The organism is Galbibacter sp. PAP.153 (genome assembly GCF_037029175.1).
Taxonomy (GTDB): domain Bacteria; phylum Bacteroidota; class Bacteroidia; order Flavobacteriales; family Flavobacteriaceae; genus Galbibacter; species Galbibacter pacificus.
Window position 1 is genome coordinate 1 of the sequence record NZ_JAZEUN010000023.1, and the last position, 19,171, is coordinate 19,171.

The 19,171-nt window shown below is 38.9% G+C and carries 19 protein-coding genes; 8 read left to right on the plus strand and 11 right to left on the minus strand.

The window, feature by feature from the left end; translation table 11 throughout:
- Nucleotides 1-55 precede the first annotated feature (55 nt).
- From UXI14_RS14405 to UXI14_RS14420, 4 genes are all read right to left on the minus strand, one after another.
- Entirely contained in the window at nt 56-637 is a 582-nt protein-coding gene (locus tag UXI14_RS14405; RefSeq protein WP_335966738.1) for an RNA pseudouridine synthase, read from the minus strand.
- A gap of 340 nt (nt 638-977) precedes the next feature.
- Complete coding sequence (locus UXI14_RS14410; protein ID WP_335966739.1) at nt 978-2,075, minus strand: peptidoglycan bridge formation glycyltransferase FemA/FemB family protein; 1,098 nt, start codon at nt 2,073-2,075, stop codon at nt 978-980.
- Nucleotides 2,076-2,263: 188 nt separating this feature from the next.
- Nucleotides 2,264-2,722, minus strand: coding sequence for a hypothetical protein (locus tag UXI14_RS14415; protein ID WP_335966740.1), 459 nt, complete (start codon nt 2,720-2,722; stop codon nt 2,264-2,266).
- 98 nt (nt 2,723-2,820) lie between these two features.
- Nucleotides 2,821-4,173, minus strand: a complete 1,353-nt coding sequence (locus tag UXI14_RS14420; protein ID WP_335966741.1) for a serine hydrolase — start codon at nt 4,171-4,173, stop codon at nt 2,821-2,823.
- A gap of 216 nt (nt 4,174-4,389) precedes the next feature.
- On the opposite strand from UXI14_RS14420, the gene UXI14_RS14425 reads away from it, so the two are divergent.
- The 6 genes from UXI14_RS14425 (at nt 4,390) to UXI14_RS14450 (ending at nt 8,445) form a co-directional block, all read left to right on the plus strand.
- Nucleotides 4,390-5,604 (plus strand): cysteine desulfurase, encoded by a 1,215-nt coding sequence (locus UXI14_RS14425; RefSeq protein WP_335966742.1) that lies wholly within the window; start codon nt 4,390-4,392, stop codon nt 5,602-5,604.
- Nucleotides 5,605-5,788: 184 nt separating this feature from the next.
- Entirely contained in the window at nt 5,789-6,211 is a 423-nt protein-coding gene (locus UXI14_RS14430; RefSeq protein ID WP_277900474.1) for a SufE family protein, read from the plus strand.
- A 6-nt stretch (nt 6,212-6,217) separates the two neighbouring features.
- Nucleotides 6,218-6,541, plus strand: a complete 324-nt coding sequence (locus tag UXI14_RS14435) for an SUF system Fe-S cluster assembly protein (RefSeq protein WP_335966744.1) — start codon at nt 6,218-6,220, stop codon at nt 6,539-6,541.
- Between the two features lie 70 nt (nt 6,542-6,611).
- The gene (locus tag UXI14_RS14440; protein ID WP_335966789.1) at nt 6,612-6,836 is read left to right on the plus strand and encodes a nucleotidyltransferase domain-containing protein; all 225 of its coding nucleotides are present in this window, start codon (nt 6,612-6,614) and stop codon (nt 6,834-6,836) included.
- A 100-nt stretch (nt 6,837-6,936) separates the two neighbouring features.
- Complete coding sequence (locus UXI14_RS14445; RefSeq protein WP_335966745.1) at nt 6,937-7,443, plus strand: DUF2480 family protein; 507 nt, start codon at nt 6,937-6,939, stop codon at nt 7,441-7,443.
- Nucleotides 7,444-7,527: 84 nt separating this feature from the next.
- Nucleotides 7,528-8,445, plus strand: coding sequence for a DUF3078 domain-containing protein (locus UXI14_RS14450; RefSeq protein ID WP_335966746.1), 918 nt, complete (start codon nt 7,528-7,530; stop codon nt 8,443-8,445).
- A 68-nt stretch (nt 8,446-8,513) separates the two neighbouring features.
- Here the strand turns inward: UXI14_RS14450 and hflX are convergent, their stop codons facing one another.
- Complete coding sequence (gene hflX / locus UXI14_RS14455; protein ID WP_277900470.1) at nt 8,514-9,725, minus strand: GTPase HflX; 1,212 nt, start codon at nt 9,723-9,725, stop codon at nt 8,514-8,516.
- Between the two features lie 52 nt (nt 9,726-9,777).
- Between hflX and UXI14_RS14460 the strand changes: the two genes are divergently transcribed.
- Nucleotides 9,778-10,728, plus strand: a complete 951-nt coding sequence (locus UXI14_RS14460; RefSeq protein ID WP_335966747.1) for an endonuclease/exonuclease/phosphatase family protein — start codon at nt 9,778-9,780, stop codon at nt 10,726-10,728.
- 266 nt (nt 10,729-10,994) lie between these two features.
- Complete coding sequence (locus UXI14_RS14465; RefSeq protein ID WP_335966748.1) at nt 10,995-13,985, plus strand: S8 family serine peptidase; 2,991 nt, start codon at nt 10,995-10,997, stop codon at nt 13,983-13,985.
- Between the two features lie 39 nt (nt 13,986-14,024).
- Here the strand turns inward: UXI14_RS14465 and UXI14_RS14470 are convergent, their stop codons facing one another.
- The 6 genes from UXI14_RS14470 to hemB form a co-directional block, all read right to left on the minus strand.
- The gene (locus tag UXI14_RS14470) at nt 14,025-14,738 is read right to left on the minus strand and encodes a 3'-5' exonuclease (protein ID WP_335966749.1); all 714 of its coding nucleotides are present in this window, start codon (nt 14,736-14,738) and stop codon (nt 14,025-14,027) included.
- Nucleotides 14,728-15,852, minus strand: a complete 1,125-nt coding sequence (locus UXI14_RS14475) for a serine hydrolase (RefSeq protein WP_335966751.1) — start codon at nt 15,850-15,852, stop codon at nt 14,728-14,730. Before UXI14_RS14475 ends, UXI14_RS14470 begins: the two co-directional genes overlap by 11 nt.
- A 71-nt stretch (nt 15,853-15,923) precedes the next feature.
- A complete protein-coding gene (locus UXI14_RS14480) occupies nt 15,924-16,397 on the minus strand; it encodes a methylated-DNA--[protein]-cysteine S-methyltransferase (protein ID WP_335966752.1) in 474 nt (157 codons plus the stop codon).
- Nucleotides 16,378-17,490 carry a hemolysin family protein gene (locus UXI14_RS14485; protein WP_335966753.1) on the minus strand — a complete coding sequence of 371 codons (1,113 nt, stop codon included), beginning with the start codon at nt 17,488-17,490 and terminating at the stop codon, nt 16,378-16,380. The genes UXI14_RS14480 and UXI14_RS14485 overlap by 20 nt, the downstream gene beginning before the upstream one ends.
- A gap of 92 nt (nt 17,491-17,582) precedes the next feature.
- A complete protein-coding gene (locus UXI14_RS14490) occupies nt 17,583-18,086 on the minus strand; it encodes a DinB family protein (RefSeq protein WP_335966754.1) in 504 nt (167 codons plus the stop codon).
- Nucleotides 18,087-18,178: 92 nt separating this feature from the next.
- Complete coding sequence (gene hemB / locus UXI14_RS14495) at nt 18,179-19,168, minus strand: porphobilinogen synthase (RefSeq protein WP_335966755.1); 990 nt, start codon at nt 19,166-19,168, stop codon at nt 18,179-18,181.
- Between the last annotated feature and the right edge of the window lie 3 nt (nt 19,169-19,171).

Sequence of the window (19,171 nt, forward strand, 5' to 3'; positions counted from 1 at the left end):
TGTTATACTTTATAAAAACCCGAATGGTTGTTATGACTATTCGGGTTTTTGTTTTTCACCCAAAAATCTTATTAAAACGCTCTGGCAATTCATCTTTTATAAAAAGTTTTTCTTGTGTAATAGGATGGGTAAACTCAAGCGAATATGCATGTAGATATAGCCCTTTACCGTGTAAAACCAATCCTTCGGCACCATATATCTTGTCGCCTAAAACCGGGTTGCCAATACTTGCCAAGTGCTTCCGTAATTGATGCCTTCTTCCGGTTTTTGGAAATAGCTCCACCAAATTAAGTTTTCCAAATCTTTTGGAAACAACCGATTGTTGAACCCTGTAACCCGATTGCGATGCTTTGCCGTCTATTTCGGTTGTAATCTTCCCCCGGGCCGGCATATTGCCAATAGTAACGGCATAATACGTTTTTTCAACTACTTTATTTTCAAACATTTTATTTAGTAAGCGAATGCACTTGTCTGTTTTTCCTGCCAATAGAATTCCTGTGGTGGCATAATCTAGGCGGTGTACAGGTTGGGGAATGGTTGCATCTGGAAGTTGGCCAGGCCGGATATTTTGTGGCAAAGCATTGGCTATGGTTTTAAATTTATTGCCACTTACTAAAATGCCTGCGGGTTTATGCACAAGGGCCAAGTATTCATCCTCATATAAAACCCTGAGCGGGAAAACAAGCTTTTTATTACCGATGGGCTTATCAGGGATGGAAAGCCTAATGGTTTCGCCTCCTTTTATATATGTTGCCGTGGTTCCAACGATGCCATTTACGGATATATATTTTTTCTTAAGTGCCTTTTTTAAAGCCGATTTTGTGCCGATATTTTTAAATATACCAACACCATACTCTTGCAGCCGTACACGGCTTTGTATGTTGGGAACAATATGGGTTTCAATAATATTGATGCCTTTTCGTGAAATTATACGTTATTAATCTGAGTTCGATTATTAATAAACGGTAAGATAGTGCTTAATTACTTATTTCCTGCAACCTAAAAAGATCGTATTCCTCTTTTCTGTACGGATAATCCCAACATCCCATTCTGTGAAACAAGTTGCCGCCAAAGCCTTTTTTGTATATATGAACGCCCCTTAACGGATGAGAATCGTTTAAATTGGGTGCAGAACCAAACATGTCATATTCGGTACAGCCCCATTGCTTGGCAAGTTTTATGGATTCCCATTGTAGTGCATAACTGGCCATTTTATTATTTGGCAGGGAAGCACCATATAAGTAGCTGGCGCGTCTGTGCGACAAAACCAAAAACATGGAAGCCAAAAATTGCCCATCGTAATCGGCCATGAGCATCTTTACGTTGACACCCTTAGCATAGTTATCTTGATTGTTTAATATATGTGCAAAGTAATCTTCATTTTGCAAAGGCATTTGGTGGCGTTTTGCCGTTTCATAATATAGTTTGTACCATTGGCTTATGTGCTCCACGCCATACTCCTTTACTTGTATCCCTTTCTTTTTTGCACGTTTAATATTATACCGGGTGTTATACCTCATGTTGTATAACAAGTTGTCTTCAGCTTGGGCTAAATCAAGAAAAAAAGTGTTTTTGGGCAAGATGTCACTCGGACTTTTATAAAGGTTCCAGTGCGAGGTTTTGTAGTTAACACGAAATTCTTGAACCCTGCTCTGCGGGGGGCCGTTCCAATTTCCCGAACCGTCAAAATAGTCATCTTCATTGGCCCATTGGTTTTTCCACAGCAAATCATAACGTATAAAAACACAGTTAAAGGGGAGTGAAGGTTTTAAGGCTTCGGACAATTCTTCTAAAAAAACACCTTGATTTTCAAAGGTAGGCTCTATTTTTGGCCCATATGGTACATATGCATAGCATAATTCGCTGTTAATGTACTTAATAAGCACCAACAAATCGTCTTGAATGGTCCCTAAATTTCCCGAAGTTTCGCCGAGCAGTACTTTAGACACGGTAATTTCAAATCCGTTGGGGATGTATCCCTGCTCGTTTTTTATTCTCCCCCAATACGGGGTTTGGGGCAATATGTTTGTTGGATTGATGCAATCAACCTCTTTTTTTTCCGCTTTACATAACATCCTGCTGCTTTTTGGCGGCAAAACTAAAAAATACAGTTTGTTTTATAAAAAAACCACTAAACTTTTTCCAACCCGCCCGATGAGGGTCCTTTAGAGGTGGGTTGGCTTAAAAGTTGTACTTTTTTAGGGATTCCCTCCTGTTAAAAAAGGGAAATGGGTTTAAATGGTAATATTAGGAACACGTAGAATTACTTATTCTGTTTTTTATACTCCATTTCATAATCGCTCTTGGTAGTGGCATTATAACCGCTGAGCGTTAATGTATTATTGGAAATTTTCAGCTTTTCGCAATGCTTATCTTCTGTTATGGAAATAATTGTATCGGTAGGCTTTACATTTTGTATGTTATTGTTGTCAAAGGGACATTCAGCATAAATTTTGAACGCTTTAAACCTTGGGGCTTCAGACAGGCCTTCTTCCGTAAATTTTACCGTGGAATTTTTAAATTCAACTTTTCGGAATGGATATTCGGCTTCTTTCCAGCTACCTTGTAAACGCTTGATTATTTCGCTACTTTGTATGTCTGTCCGTTCAACCTTTATACTTTTATTATTCCCTGAGTCTGCTTCGGAAGTTTTATTCTTGCAGGAGACAAGTAATATTGCAAGGAGGATTGAGGAAAGGGATATTTTATATTTTATGCACATGTGTATTCAATTATAAAAATCGGTATTATTTAAAACTTCAAATTGGTGAGAAATTGAACGGGTTATATAATTGCCGCCGGTTCAAGAATCTCATAAATTTACTTAATGGCCTTTGTAATCCCACTTAAAAAACCATTAAAATCAAAAGCATCTCCAGAGGCCAATCCCATACGTACCACTACCAGATCTTTGGAAGGCACGATGTAAACCCGTTGCCCCTGAAAACCATCGGCAAAATAGGCATCCATTGGCGCATCGGGCAGTTTTTCAGGCGTGTTGAGCCAAAAATGACCACCGTACAAACCGTCAGAATTTGGTGCGGGGGTAGCCACGTACGTTGCCCAGTTTTCATCAAAAATCCGGTCGTCGTTCCAATTTCCTTCATGTAAATAGAGCAGCCCAAACTTGCCCCAATCACGTGTGGTTGCCCATCCGTAAGAAGAACCAATAAAATTTCCGGCGGCATCAGTTTCAATAACCATGCTGTGCATTCCGATACGGTCGATTAATTTTTTATATGGAAAGTTGAGGTATTCGGGATACGAATTAAATTCCTTTCGGAGCAGTCCCGAAAGCAAATTGGTGGTTCCCGATGAATAGTTCCAATACGAGTTGGGTGGGTAAGCAGCCTCTTTTTCGGCCTGTACTTTAGTCATGTCATCGGTTAAAAAAAGCATTTTGGTAACATCTGAAATGGTAGCGTAATCCTCCTCCCAAGTCAAACCGCTATTCATATGCAATAAATCGTTGTACGTAATGGAGGCGCGTTCATCGTTTTGCCAAGCATCAACTTTTGCGGGTTCGTCAATGTCCAGCTTTCCTTCATATTGTAAAATTCCGTATAGCGTAGCCAATACACTTTTGGTCATTGACCAACCAAGCATTTTGTTGTCCTTATTTAACGAATCGGCGTATTTTTCAGCAATAATCTGGTCTTTGTAGATCACCAATACCGAACGTGTTTTCTGGGTGCTGTTATTGGCAAAAGCAGTCTCAACGGTTTTTTCAACTTTGCTGTAATCTACATTTTCAAAAACAGTATCTTTTTGCTCGGCATCTCCATATGGATAAGGCAGCAGTGCATTGGTGGTGGTCCGGACGGGCGCCCGGGCGTTCAATACGTCAGTTGGAGCCATTTGGTTAGGGAGCAATACGCAGCCAAGGCCTTTTCGATATACGGCAGTTCGTGGTTTGAGTCCAAATACAGTGGCAGTGGCTTGTCTTGTAGTGGAATTTACCTGGTTTTTGGCAAGTTTTACCGGGGCAAAATTATTATCGTTATTGGCGGTATAGGTTTGAATACGGTGGTCTGTAAACATGCACGAACACATGTTTTTAGCCGAAAAACCACTAATGATATTCAGTTTTGGGTAATTAAAATAAACAACAACCACAAAGGCAAAACAAATAAGAAGGATGGTGTAAAGTGCAAAGCGTTTAAAGTTTTTCACAAGGAAACTAATTTTATCAGTTTATACTTTAAAAATACATAAATTTTGGGGTTTGTGGGGAAAGGAGTGATTAAACATACGTCCATAGCTAATCATTTTTTTGGTGTAAAATACTTGAACAACCATAAACATAGTCTATAAGCCGACTAAAAAACTTTATAACGTTCAACTTTTTAAGCTTATAACTTTCACCTATTTTTGTACCAAAGAATAGTTATGATCGATATAAAGAAGATACGGGCCGACTTTCCTATTTTACAGCGAAAAGTAAATGGGTACCCTTTAGTGTATTTCGACAATGCCGCTACCTCGCAAACACCACGGCAGGTAATAGATTGCATTGTAGATTACTATTCTAATTACAATGCCAACATTCACCGTGGGGTGCATACGCTTTCGCAAGAAGCAACCGATAAATATGAGCAGGCACGCCAGAAAATCCAGTCGCATTTTAATGCCAAGCGTTCGCACGAAATCATTTTTACTTCGGGGACCACGCATGGCATCAATATGGTAGCCAATGGATTTTCTACACTTTTAAAACAAGGGGACGAACTTATTGTTTCGGCCTTGGAGCACCATTCCAACATTGTGCCTTGGCAGATGCTGTGCGAGCGCACCGGCGCAAAATTAAAAGTAATTCCAATGGACGAAGAAGGAATGCTTTTAATGGATGCATATGAGAAACTGTTATCAGAAAAAACCAAGCTGGTGTTTTGCAACCATATATCCAATGCATTGGGTGTTGTAAACCCCATTGAAGAAATTATCGAGAAAGCACATAAGGTAGGGGCCGCTGTACTTATTGATGGTGCGCAGGCTTGTCCGCATATAAAACCCGATGTACAGCAACTGGATGTCGATTTTTACGTAGCTTCGGCACATAAAATGTGTGGACCAACCGGTATGGGCATGCTCTACGGAAAGGAAGAGTGGCTAAAAAAATTACCACCGTACCAAGGCGGGGGCGAAATGATTGCCGAAGTTACTTTTGAAAAAACCACTTATGCAGAGCTGCCTCATAAGTTTGAAGCAGGAACGCCCAACATTTGTGGCGGAATAGCCTTTGGAGCGGCAATCGATTATATGAATAGCGTTGGGTTCGAGAATATACTGGCATATGAAAATGAGCTGCTAACCTACGGTACCGATAAATTGAGTCAGATTCTCGGGTTGAAAATCTATGGGAATTCCAGCAAAAAAGCAGCCGTTATTTCTTTCAACATAGAAGGCATCCATCCATACGATATAGGGACCATTGTAGATAAACTGGGAATTGCTGTTAGAACAGGCCATCATTGTGCACAACCCATTATGGATTTCTTTAAAATACCCGGGACCGTCCGGGCTAGTTTTGCTTTTTACAATACCAAAGAAGAGATAGACGCTTTGGTAGATGCCGTGAAAAAAGCAAAAATGATGCTTTCATAATAAATATTACAATTGCCAAAGAGCACAGCTAGCGATAAGCCCTGTAATAACATATAGAAAAACAGTTGAATAGCCCATATTCTTGTTGTATTTTTGTTGAAAAATAAATTCATGTGAGAACGCAGTGGTTACCCATGGGCAACATTTTTACGCACATTTAGCCATTGCAAAAAAAATTAAACATATGACAATTCAAGAAATTCAAAATGAGATTGTAGACGAGTTTTCCATGTTCGATGACTGGATGCAGCGTTATGAGTATATGATTGAACTCGGAAAATCGTTACCCCTCATTGAAGATCAATATAAAACCGAAGACAACATCATTAAAGGCTGTCAAAGCAAAGTATGGGTACATGCAGAACTGGTCAATGATAAGTTGGTGTTCACAGCAGATAGTGATGCCATTATTACCAAAGGAATTATCGCTATATTAGTAAGGGCATTTTCTAACCAACGACCAAAAGACATCATGGAAGCCAACACCGATTTTATAGACGAAATAGGCTTAAAAGAGCATTTATCGCCCACACGAGCCAATGGTTTGGTAAGTATGATAAAGCAATTAAAACTGTATGCGGTGGCATACCAAACACAATTAAATTAGAAACCAATGAGCGAAACCATAGATACAACAGAACTGGGAGAAAAAATTGTAAAAGTCCTTAAAACCATATACGACCCGGAAATTCCCGTGGACATATACGAACTCGGGTTGATTTACGATGTTTTTGTAAACGAAGACCAGGAAGTTAAAATATTAATGACGCTTACAACGCCCAATTGTCCCGTAGCCGAAACGCTTCCCGTCGAGGTCGAAGAAAAAATAAAAACAATTGATGATGTAAAGGATGCCGAGGTTGAAATTACTTTCGACCCGCCATGGAGCCAAGATTTAATGAGCGAAGAAGCAAAACTGGAACTTGGGTTGTTATAAAACATTCTAAAGAAATACAGTCCGTTATTAATGACTTTTGACCCAAAAAAGACCGAGTTAATTGAAAAGGATGCTTGAAGTTGAACACAAATACGCTTTGAAAATGAGCACGGTCGAGAAGCTTTCCGGGACTTTTCATAAAAACAACAATATAAACAAAGCCCTTGTTTTTGGTTCACGGGCCACGGGAAATTACAGGGCTTCATCAGATGTTGACCTAGCCCTAAAAGGAAATGTTTCCTATAATGATTTAATAAGAATAGAAGCGGCAATAGATGGCTTAATTCTACCTTAAATTTAATATTGTGTCTTATAATAAAATTCAGAATAAAGAATTAATAACGCATATCGATACTTTTGGTAAGTATTGTTTAGCCGAAAATGATAAATAATTGATGCAGGAAGAAATTATAAACAGAGTCGCACAAAGTAAACTGGAAACCTTCAATCTGGAAGATTATTATCCAGAAGGAGAGCGCGTGCTTTTCGATATCAAAGATTGGCTTTTGGAAGGGTTTCTGCTAAAAGAAAAGGATTTTCGTGAAAAGGCCAAAAACCATGATTGGGAGCAATTTCAAGGCACCTATATTGCCCTGACCTGCTCAACCGATGCTATTATACCGGCATGGGCCTTTATGTTGATAACAACTTATGTATCGCCTTATGCCAATAAAGTCATTATTGGAACGTTAGAACAATTGGAGTCGTCTATTTATCAAGATATAATTAAAGACATAGATGTTTCTTTTTATAATGATAAACCCGTAATAATAAAAGGATGTTCAAAAAAACCAGTACCGCAAAATGCATATATTATGATAACGAACAAACTTTTACCAATTGCCAAAAGCGTCATGTATGGTGAAGCATGTTCATCCGTTCCTTTATATAAGAGAAAATAATACACACAAAACCCTTCTGTATCTACTATATGTATTATTTTTACATCAATTTTATGTATAACCAGTTAACTTAAAAAGAATTCAATGAAAAAATTATTAGTAATTGGGGCTTTATTGTTTAGCGCAACGTATAGCTATGCGCAGGATGCAACCGAAGAAGAAACACCAAAAGAAGGGTGGACCAAAGGCGGGACATTTACATTTTTGTTAAATCAATCAGCGTTTAGTAATTGGGTTTCCGGGGGGGATAATAACATATCGGCAACCTTGGGAGTTAATTACGACTTTAATTATTTAAGGGGTGAATGGTCCTGGGACAACAAAGTAATTGCCTCTTATGGTTTGAATAATACAAAAGACCAAGGAACACGTAAAACCGACGACCGATTTGAATTTAACTCCATTGTGGGAAAGGAAGCTTTTGGAAACTGGAGTTATTCGTTTTTTTTAAACCTAAGGACACAATTTACCAATGGATTTGATTACAGTAATGATCCAGATGCCGATTTTCATACATCTGGATTGTTCAACCCTGGATATTTGACGTTTGGCCCCGGTTTGCAATGGAAGAAAAACGAAAACCTTAAGTTCAATTTGGCACCTGCCACGTCTAAAATAACATTTATAAGCGATGACCTTTGGGTTTATGATGACGAGCTGGATACTTTTGTACAGCATAGTGGGGCAGACAATGTAAATGCACTTTCTGCTTATGGCATTGATCCAGGCGATAAAACAAGATACGAATTGGGTTTTTATGCCTCGGGATATTATAAATTTAATTTGATGGAAAACGTCTCGGTTGAAAATATTTTAAACTTGTATTCCAACTATTTGGAAGACCCTCAAAATGTAGATATGGATTATACCATGAATGTGGTTATGAAGATTAACGAATACCTTTCTACAAACCTTAACTTGCAATTGGTTTACGATGATAATGCGGTAAGTGCATTGCAGGTACGTGAAGTATTTGGTTTGGGGGTAAATGTAGGATTTTAAGATAGAAACTTAACTTATTTCAAGCTATTTAAAAGCCCGAAGTTAATAGAACTTCGGGCTTTAATTTATTAAAACCCCTCTTCGTATTCGGGGTATAAAAAGTTGTTGTAAGGAAAACGTGTAATGTGTATTTTACGCACTTCCTCATAAACTTTCTTTCTAAATTCTTCTAGATTTTCTTTGTTGAGCGCCGAGATGAATAAAATAGTGTCACCCATTCTGTTCATCCAAGTGTTTTTCCATTCTTCTAAAGTGAAGTGTTTGGTAGTTTTTTCCGTTACCAAATCATCCTCATCAATGGTTTGATGCTCATAGTTGTCTATTTTATTGAAAACCATGATTGTTGGCTTATCGGCACTTTTTATTTCGTCTAAAACCTGATTTACAGAAGTAATATGTTCCTCAAAATTGGGGTGGGAAATATCTACCACATGCAGAAGCAGGTCGGCTTCACGGACTTCATCCAAAGTACTTTTAAACGATTCTACCAACTGGGTAGGCAGTTTTCTTATAAAACCAACGGTATCGCTTAATAAAAAAGGCAAGTTACCAATAACTACTTTCCTTACGGTGGTGTCCAGCGTGGCAAACAACTTGTTTTCTGCAAAAACATCGCTTTTGCTAATAACGTTCATCAGCGTAGATTTTCCAACATTGGTATACCCTATTAATGCCACACGTACCAATGCGCCACGGTTGCCGCGCTGTGTTTCCATTTGCTTGTCTATTTTTTCAAGCTTCTTTTTAAGCAGGGCAATGCGGTCGCGAACAATACGCCTATCCGTTTCAATTTCAGTTTCCCCCGGCCCGCGCATTCCAATACCCCCGCGCTGGCGCTCCAAGTGGGTCCAAAGCCCGGCTAATCGGGGCAATAAATATTGGTATTGGGCCAGTTCTACTTGTGTCCTGGCATAACTGGTTTGTGCACGCTGTGCGAAAATATCGAGAATTAAACTGGTTCGGTCCAGTATTTTGGCTTTCAGTATTTTTTCAATGTTCTTTTGTTGTGCAGGCGTAAGTTCATCATCAAAAATAACCGTGCCAATATCATTTTCATCAACATAATGTTTTATGTCTTCTATTTTCCCCGAACCAATAAAGGTCTTGGGATTTGGAATATCTATTTTTTGAGTAAAGCGGGCACCTACCTCCCCACCGGCGGTATATGCTAAGAACTCCAGCTCATCTAAATATTCTTTCGACTTTTCCTCATCCTGCTCTTGGTTAATAATACCAACAAGCACCACTTTTTCAAGTTCTAATGTCTTCTTCTCTAGCATAAAATATAAGTATATTGCAAAGGTACATAAATGATTTTTTTATTTTTATAACATGAACGAGAACAATTTGCATACCATCGCTTTCTACAATTTAGAAAATCTTTTTGATACCCTGAACGATCCGCACATTCTGGACGATGATTTTACCGAGGACGGCCGACTTAATTGGACCGAAGAGCGTTATGAAAATAAAATTCATAAACTTGCAATGGCCATTTCCAAAATAGGCAAGGAAGGCAACGAAGCCCCGCCTGTGGTAATCGGGCTTGCCGAAGTTGAAAACAAAAAGGTACTTAACGACCTTGTTAACGCCGGTCCGCTAGTTAAGTATGCTTATAATTTTGCCCATTTTAATTCGCCAGACGAAAGGGGAATAGATACTGCGCTGCTTTACAGAAAGGAATACTTTGAGTTTATCGATGCGGAGCCCATTCCGCTTTTGGTGTACAACGAGGGCCATATAAGAGACCGTACAAGGGATATTTTGTACGTTATTGGCAAGTTAAACAACGAGACGGTTCATATTTTTGTTAATCATTGGCCGTCCAGGCGACAAGGAGCCGAAGAAACTTCGTATAAAAGAATAACCGCAGCCAATAGGGTAACGGCACGAATAGATCAAATAAAAAAAGAGGAAGAAAATCCTAGACTTATCATTATGGGCGATTTTAACGACGACCCTAATTCCCCAAGCATTAAAGAGCATTTGCTTCAGCCAGATTTGTACAACCCAATGGAAACCCTGTTGATTCCCCTTGAAAGAGGAAGCTTAACACACAAGGCAAACTGGAATCTCTTTGACCAGATTATGATCTCTACCAATTTTTTTGACGTATCGAACAGCAATTTGGAATTTCTGAAAGCCGATATCCTCGATATACATTTTTTAGAAGAATGGAACGAAAAATACAAAGGATTTCCCTTTAGGACGTATGTCGGGAAAAAATATTTGGGAGGCTACAGCGACCACTTTCCTGTTTATATTTTACTGAAGGAAAAATAATTGTGGGAATTTTTGGGAATTTATCAGTGTGCCAACCTTAATTTTTACTACTTACAAGCTATTTTTTCTTTTAAATGCAAAAAACATCGATGAAATACACTTTTATATACAGAAAAATACTACATAAAAAGTAGTAATATGATTTCAAATATTGCTTTTTTATGTAGTTCATCGAAAAATCATATGCATTTCATCGAATAAATCGCGCATTTTATCGGGTAGATTTGGAATTACTCTTACTTTAGAAATACCAAATCGCAATTACTATGAAAAGTATTAAAACTAACCCGACCGTTTCAACTGTACTTACAGTTATTCTTTTTTTTAGTATTCAAACTACAATAGCGCAACAGCAATTTAGAAGAGATTCCCATGTAAATGAAGTGCAGGGCAAAGTCCTTAAGTCGATTTCCTCAAGATTAAAAAAACGTGCTTTGTTACACCGTCAAGAAGCACATAGAATAGCATTATCTAAAGGGTGGGAAATCTCTAAGAGACTTCCCAACGGAGGTTTTATGGAGTTGGAAAAAATTGGACCGGACGGAGCGCCAATATATTTTTCTACACACAACGATAATGTTGTGACTTCGTCTAGGTCTAATTCTTTGTATCAAACAGGTGCCCTTCACCTGGATGTAGACGGTTTAGGAATGTATGTTGGGGTTTGGGATAGTGGAAATGCCTTAATGACACATCAGGAATTTACGGGCCGGGTTCAGTCGGGAGATAATTCCAAAAGGTCGAGCGGGCATGCTACCCATGTTTTGGGAACCATTTTGGCAGCGGGGGTAGACACCAAGGCAAAAGGAGTGGCCTTTAATGCTGAAGGTGTTACTTTTGATTGGTCCAACGATGAAGCCGAAGTAGCAGAAGCCGCCGCAAACGGAATGTTATTGTCAAACCACTCATACGGGATTAGTGCCAAAACAATTCCAGATTGGTATTTTGGTGCATACATTTATCAAGCTCAAGATTGGGATGAGATTATGTACAATGCCCCCTATTATTTAATGGTAACTGCCGCTGGAAATACACAGCAATATCAATACAACGAAACTCCAATAGTGGGCACGGCCAGCGACGCATATGATCTTTTATTGGGATATGCCGTTGCCAAAAATGGATTGACGGTTGCCGCGGCCGATAAAATAGTTTTGGATGACGAAGGTAATTTATTGAATGCCGAAATAGCATCGTTTAGTAATTTCGGCCCTACCGACGACGGAAGGATCAAACCGGACATTACCGGAGAGGGTGTCGATGTATATTCGGCTTATAATGATAACGACACAAGCTATTTATCGCAATCTGGAACTTCTATGGCGGCTCCCGGCGTTACCGGAGCATTATTATTACTTCAGCAATATTACAAAGAAACGCATGGAAATTTCATGAAAGCAGCCACGCTTAAGGGGTTGGCTTTGCATACTGCCGACGAAGCAGGTGATTTTCCCGGTCCCGATTATAAATTTGGTTGGGGGATTATCAACACAAAAAAAGCGGCCCAAACAATTTCAAAAGCCGGGTTTGAATCGGTAATAAAAGAAGAGAATATAAAAAACGGAGGCGTGTACACCTTTACCGTTAATGCAGAAGAAGGACAGGATTTAATGGCTTCCATTTCCTGGACAGATCCTGCAAATGCCAATAAAAATGAAGGAAAATTAAACGACCAAACCGCAGTATTGGTAAACGACCTTGATATTGCAATTACTAAAGACGGGGAAGAAGATGTTGTGTATTATCCATGGAAGTTATCGGCATCAAATGTAAACAACGCGGCTCAAAAAGGGGTGAACAATGTAGATCCATTTGAAAAAATAGAAATCCCCAAAGCATCGGGTTCCTACACAATAACGGTAACCCACAAGGGTAATTTGGCAACTGTATCTCAAGATTTTTCCTTGGTTGTTACCGGAACAAAAGGAAGCGATTGTGTACTTGACACCCCTCAAGATTTAACAACTTCTGCAATAAACGAAAATTCTGCTACCATAGAATGGGAACATGTAACCGATGCCATATACGAAATTGCTTACCGTGAGCATACCAACAATAAAAGTACAGCCGTAAACTGGAACACTGCTTTGGTTACCGAAAATAATTACAAACTCGAGTCATTGTCGCAAAACACGGTTTACGACTGGAAAGTAAGAACCCTTTGCTCTGAGTTGGCCGAATCTGAATATAGTTTGCTTAAAAGCTTTAAAACCAAGCTTCTAGATAATGAGGCGCCTGGTAAGCCTGTAAATATAGCTGTTTCTGCCTTGACGCAAACTTCTTTTAACCTACAATGGGCAAAGTCTGATGATAATGTTGCCACAGTTAAATATGAAGTTTATATAGATGATATTAAAATACAGGAAACATCAAATAACACCATTTCGGTTAGCGGGTTACAGGCAGATACTTCTTATAAAATAGAAATAATAGCGATTGATGCGGCCGGGAACCCTTCAGAAAAAAGTACGGCCTTGGCTATAAACACCCTTTCGGAAGAAAGCCTTTCCGATGAAATTGCATTCAACAATTTTGAAAACGGAATCGGGACATGGAGAGCAGCAGGAATTTGGGGAGCAAGCAAGGGTAAATATGCCTTGGATAAATCTATTGCGGCCAGCAGTAGGGAAACGGGAATTGCTGCTATTCAAACTCCTAAAATGAATATACTGCCTTACGAAAAAATTACGGTCGATTTTTATTTGCTGGCTACTGCTACAAAGAACAATGACAAAGTGGTGGTGTATTACAATAACGGGACCGGTTGGAACGAAATAGAAACATATGTTGTTAATAAAGAAGTAGAGGACGGTTATTTTTATAGAGCAACATTGTCTATAGACAACAAAGAGGTTAAATTTTCTGAAAATACCCAAATAAAGATTGAAACACAAATTTACAATGAAACCACCAGTGTTTATATAGATAATGTAAGTATTAAGGGTTATGCTAACACCGCAAATAGAGTTAGTTCTTTAGACAAACTTGCCGCAATGGAGCAAAGCGAGCTGCTTGCTACTAAAAATGATATTAAAAGAATAAACGTATACCCTAACCCAACGATAAACAACATAACCATAAACGGGCTTACAGAAACCAATGGCGATTATCAGATTTTTAATGCCGCCGGAACGTTGGTGGACCAGGGAAATGGTTATAAAAAGCAAATAGACGTATCTAATTTCCCAGCGGGACTTTATATTGTAGCTGTTCAGGAAAATGGAAAAATGACCGGAGCGAAGTTTTTAAAGCAATAAGGGCATCAACCTATTTGATCTGCATGAATAATGGCCGATCTAGACATGTAGAATTTCCTGCTCATCCAAAAGGGCGTTTCCACGTAGGCGCAAAAATATTTGAGCTACGGCAATAACATCTTTTTCACAATACGTAATAATTCGGTCGATATCATTTTCAATATAAAAAACGTGTTTTACCATGCTTCCATCAATATCGTCTTTTGGCGATGGGATATTAAGAATATTGGTTAAAAGCTTTAATGAAGTATAGTGTTTATAATCGCCGAATTTCCATAAATCCATGGTGTCCAAATGTGGTATTTCCCATGGTTTTTTACCAAAAAGGTTCAATTTTGAAGGTAATTTTATTCCATTAATAATCATCCGTCTGGCAATAAAAGGAAAATCGAATTCTTTGGCATTATGTCCACAAAGTAGTTTGTAGGGCTCTTGGTAATGTGTTTCCATAAGCGATTTAAAGTCGGTTAAAATTTGACGTTCTTCTCCGTGAAAAGAAGTTACCCGGAAGTTGCGTTTGTTGCCTTTAAATGTAAAATAGCCTACCGAAATGCATATAATTATACCAAATTCGGCCCAAATCCCGGCACGGTCATAAAACTCACCGGCAGTAAACTCATCTTTGCGCTGGTACTGTGTTTTCTGTTCCCAAAGCATTTTTTTATCATCGTCCAGTTCGTGGTATTCTTTGTGTTGGGGAACCGTTTCAATATCTAGAAAAAGAATGTTTTCAAGACTTATTTTATCTAGCATCGTTAAGAATTTTATACGATTCGTCAATATATTGATATATATCCTTGCTGAAAGAATTTATGCTGTTATTTGAAGTCCTGTCCCCCAACCTAACAATGATGAAATTGTCTTCCGGTTGTACAATTACGTATTGCCCCAAATGTCCGCGGAGCATAAAAAAGTCCTTTTCCTTATAATGTAAAAGCCAAAGCCCATAACCGTACATGGGGCCGTCTTGAAACCTTGGTTTTGTAGCTTTTGCCACAAAAGTTGAATCCAACAGTTGCTTCCCGTTCCATTCCCCATTGTTTTTATATAGTTTGCCAAAACGGGCAAAATCCCTGGCAGTGGCGGCAATGCAACAATAAGCCTTTGCAAGGCCGTGCTCTTTACTGTCCAATTGCCAAAATGCCATATTGGTGGCGCCCATGGGTTGCCAAAAGCTTCGTGATAAATAATTGGAAAGCGTTTGCCCGGTTGCCTTTTCAATGACCATGGCCAATAATTGGGTGTTGCCGCTTAAATAATTAAACGATTTACCGGGCTCGTCCACTACTTTTAGGCCTAGAATTATTTTAGCAAGGTCGTCATCAAAATAGGCACGGGTTGTAATGGAAAACGGACTGTAATAGGCTTCGTCCCAATTAAGGCCGCTAGCCATGGACGCAAGGTCGCCAACAGTCATTTTTTTACCTAAATCGGTATTAAATTCTTCAAAAAAATCGGTTGCAGGCTGATCTAGACTTTTTATATAGCCCTCCTGAATGGCTTTTTGCATTAATGAAACCACCAGGGTTTTTGCCATGGAAAATGAGTTGGTTTGGCTATCTTGGTCGTAATCATCATAATATTTTTCCCTTAAAATAGTGTCGTTTTTTATAATAAGAAATGCAGCCGTTCCGTATTCTTGATGAAGCTTGTCAAGATTTTCGGACAAAGAGTTTTTATATGAAGCTGCTTCCGGCCACGGTTGCGGATTATTCCCTTTCTGAATGATTTCATTGTCGAAATAGCTGTAATCGTCAATAAAAGCAGTGGAATGTCCTGTTAAATAGGTTACACGAACGGCCTTTATCATGTAAGCATACCCAAAAATATACAAGAAAATCAACCCTATTCCAACGATAAAGAGCATAGCTCTAAAAGTTTTGACGACTAGTTTCATGAAATTTTGATGAAATTAAGCTAAATATAGTAATATTTCTATTAAAACAAAGATTGCTGTGCCGATGGGTTTTCGTGTTCCAAAAGCCATTTTTTACGCCATAAGCCACCGGCATAGCCCGTAAGCGAACCGTCACTACCAATTACACGATGGCAAGGAACAACAATCCATAACGGGTTTTTACCATTGGCGGCGGCCACCGCGCGAATGGCTTTTACATCGCCTAACTTTTTGGACAATTCTAGGTAACTGGTGGTTTTTCCGTAAGGAATTTCCAGTAAGGCGCTCCATACTTTTTGTTGGAATTCGGTGCCTTTTGGAGCGAGTGGAAAATCAAAATCTTTTAATGTTCCTTCAAAATAGGCTAAAAGTTGCTCAACGGCATTTTTTAATTCATCAGGGATGGTTTTTGAAGTTTGTGCTTCATCATTTAATACGGTAATGGAGGAAATCCCGGCAGTATCTCCGGTAATTTTGGTCTTTCCCAAGGGAGTATTAACTATTGCCTGTATCATCTTGTTTTCCTTCTTCAATAGCTTTTTCAAAAATACCCATACGTTCGGCACGTATTTGCCAGTTTCGGCGTGCCAATAGCTGAAGGTCTTCTACATTGTCGCTTTCGTCCACAATTTCCAGTCCGAGCATGGTTTCAATAATGTCCTCCATGGTAACCAAGCCACTTATGGAGCCATATTCATCAACAACCAAAGCAATATGATCTTGATTTCCTATAAATTTTTGAAACAGTTCCGGTAACGGAATACTTCGTCTTGCAACTAAAATATCGCGTCGGAGTGTGCTGAGTTTTTCTTTTCCCGACCCATCGATCATGGCTTCCAAGACCTGATCTTTTAAAACAAACCCGGTAATATTGTCTACATTGTTTTTATAAACGGGAATACGGGAAAAGCGTAGCTTGGGATTCTTTTCAAAGAACGTTTCGATGGAAGTATCTTCCGAAGCGGCTTTCATCACTGTTCGGGGGGTCATGATATCTTTGGCCAGAATTTGGTCAAAGCGCATCAGGTTTTTAATCATGGTCGATTCAGACTCCTTAAAAACGCCTTCTTCATGAGCAATATCGGCCATGGCCGTAAAATCTTCCCTGCTAAAGACCGAGCCGTGTGCGTCTTTTCCGCCAACTACTTTGGTGGTAAGTTGAAGCACCCAGATAATGCCTGTCCATTTCAATACAAAAATCATAATGGTCAAGGTCTTGGAGGTAAAATTGGTCAATTGTCTCCAGTAGGTTGCCCCGATGGTTTTTGGGATAATTTCGGAAAGTACCAAAATTAAAAAAGTCATAATAGCCGAAACAATACCAACAAAGTTGACGCCATAGATATTGATGTCGTAAGGAAGTTTTTCGGCCTGAACACCTACCAAAATAGCTCCAACCGTATGTGCAATGGTATTGATGGTTAAAATAGCGATAAGCGGTTTATCGACATCGTGCTTTAATTTTTCCAAAGTAAAGGCATAAGCTTTTCCCTCTTGCTTTTTAACATTGATGTATGTTGGGGTTACACTCAAAAAAACAGCCTCTAAAACAGAGCACAAAAAAGAGAAAAATATAGAAATAAGGGCAAAAAAAATAAGTAATCCCATACGAGTGATTTATGGCTAATTTAAGTATATATCTGTTAAGAACCAAGAAACGGTTTTAGGACGGCCGTTTTAGTTTAATTGTAAGCGGCATTTTACCAACCTATATACTTTGGAGGCTCTATGTTGTTAAGGTTAAGGTAAACAATAAGTTGACCCCGGTGATGTGTTACGTGATCCTGCAATAAGTTAAGGGTTTGTAGTTTGGTTTTTTCGCCGGCAAAGAAATCGACTTTTTGTTTTAGGTCGGTTTCCCGTGTTTTTTCGATTGCATTGTAGACATTGTTGAAAGAGGCAATCAAGGCATTAATCAAGGCTTCTTTATTGGCGTATTTTTTGTGAGCATCAATTTTTGGGGCATTAAAATAGGCATTCCCCAGCCAATCCATGTTCTGTTTTATATGAAGTAATTGTTCCTCAAAGGTCATTTCCCTTTCGGTAGGTTTGAAAGTATAATTTTCCTCGGGCATTAATTCGGCAATTTTTAACAGGTAATCTTTCGAATTGTTCCATTTTTCTAAAAATGCTGTTATGGGTGTATCCTGTGCTTTCATTATAAAAGAAAATAGGGCAAGGGTAATAAAAATCAGTTTTTTCATTTAGGCCTTGAATAAATTACAATGTAAAATACACCATATCAAGTAAAATGAGATATCTCACATCTGTTCGATATGACGTATTGTTTGAATTTTTATGAGATTAATTTCACCACATCTTTGGCAAAATAGGAGGCAATAATGTCGGCACCGGCTCTTTTTATGGCCATGGTTTGTTCTAAAACAACCGCATCGTGATCGAGCCATCCTTTTTCGGCCGCTGCTTTAATCATAGCATATTCGCCACTTACCTGATATACGGCAATGGGCACTTGAAAAGCATTTTTTAGGTCGCGTACAATATCTAAATAGCATAAGCCCGGTTTTATCATTACAATATCGGCGCCTTCATCTATGTCCATCTGGGTTTCTTTTATGGCTTCTGTCCGGTTAGAAGGGTCCATTTGATAGGTTTTTTTATCTTTTGGAATATCTTTTGCGTCTACGGGAGCCGAATCTAAGGCATCGCGAAACGGACCATAAAAAGCGGATGCATATTTGGCACTATAACTCATTATTCCGGTATTGTAAAAGCTTTCGTTTTCCAGTGTTTGCCGCATGGTTAAGATCCTTCCGTCCATCATATCGCTTGGAGCCACAAAATTGGCGCCGGCCTGAGCGTGCGAAAGTGCCATTTTTGCCAGTACCTCGGCAGAGGCATCGTTTAAAATTTCGCCATTTTCCACAATACCGTCGTGCCCATAAGCAGAGTAGGGGTCTAATGCAACATCGGTCATTACCAGGATATCTGGAACGGCATTTTTTATGGTTTTAATGGCGCGTTGCATCAATCCGTTTGGATTCAGGGCCTCGGTGCCTTTATTGTCTTTTAAGTTTTCGGGTACTTTTACAAACAATAACACCGATTTTAACCCAAGTTGCCATAATTCTTTTACTTCCTTTTCAAGTAAATCCAGACTAAACCGGTAATAATTGGGCATGGAAGCTATTTCTTCTTTTGTGTTTTTTCCTTCAACCACAAAAAGCGGCACCAAAAAATCGTTAGGGGTAATAACAGTTTCTTGAACTAGGTTCCTAATGGATTCATTGCTTCTTAAGCGTCTGTTTCTTTTTAGCGGATACATAAT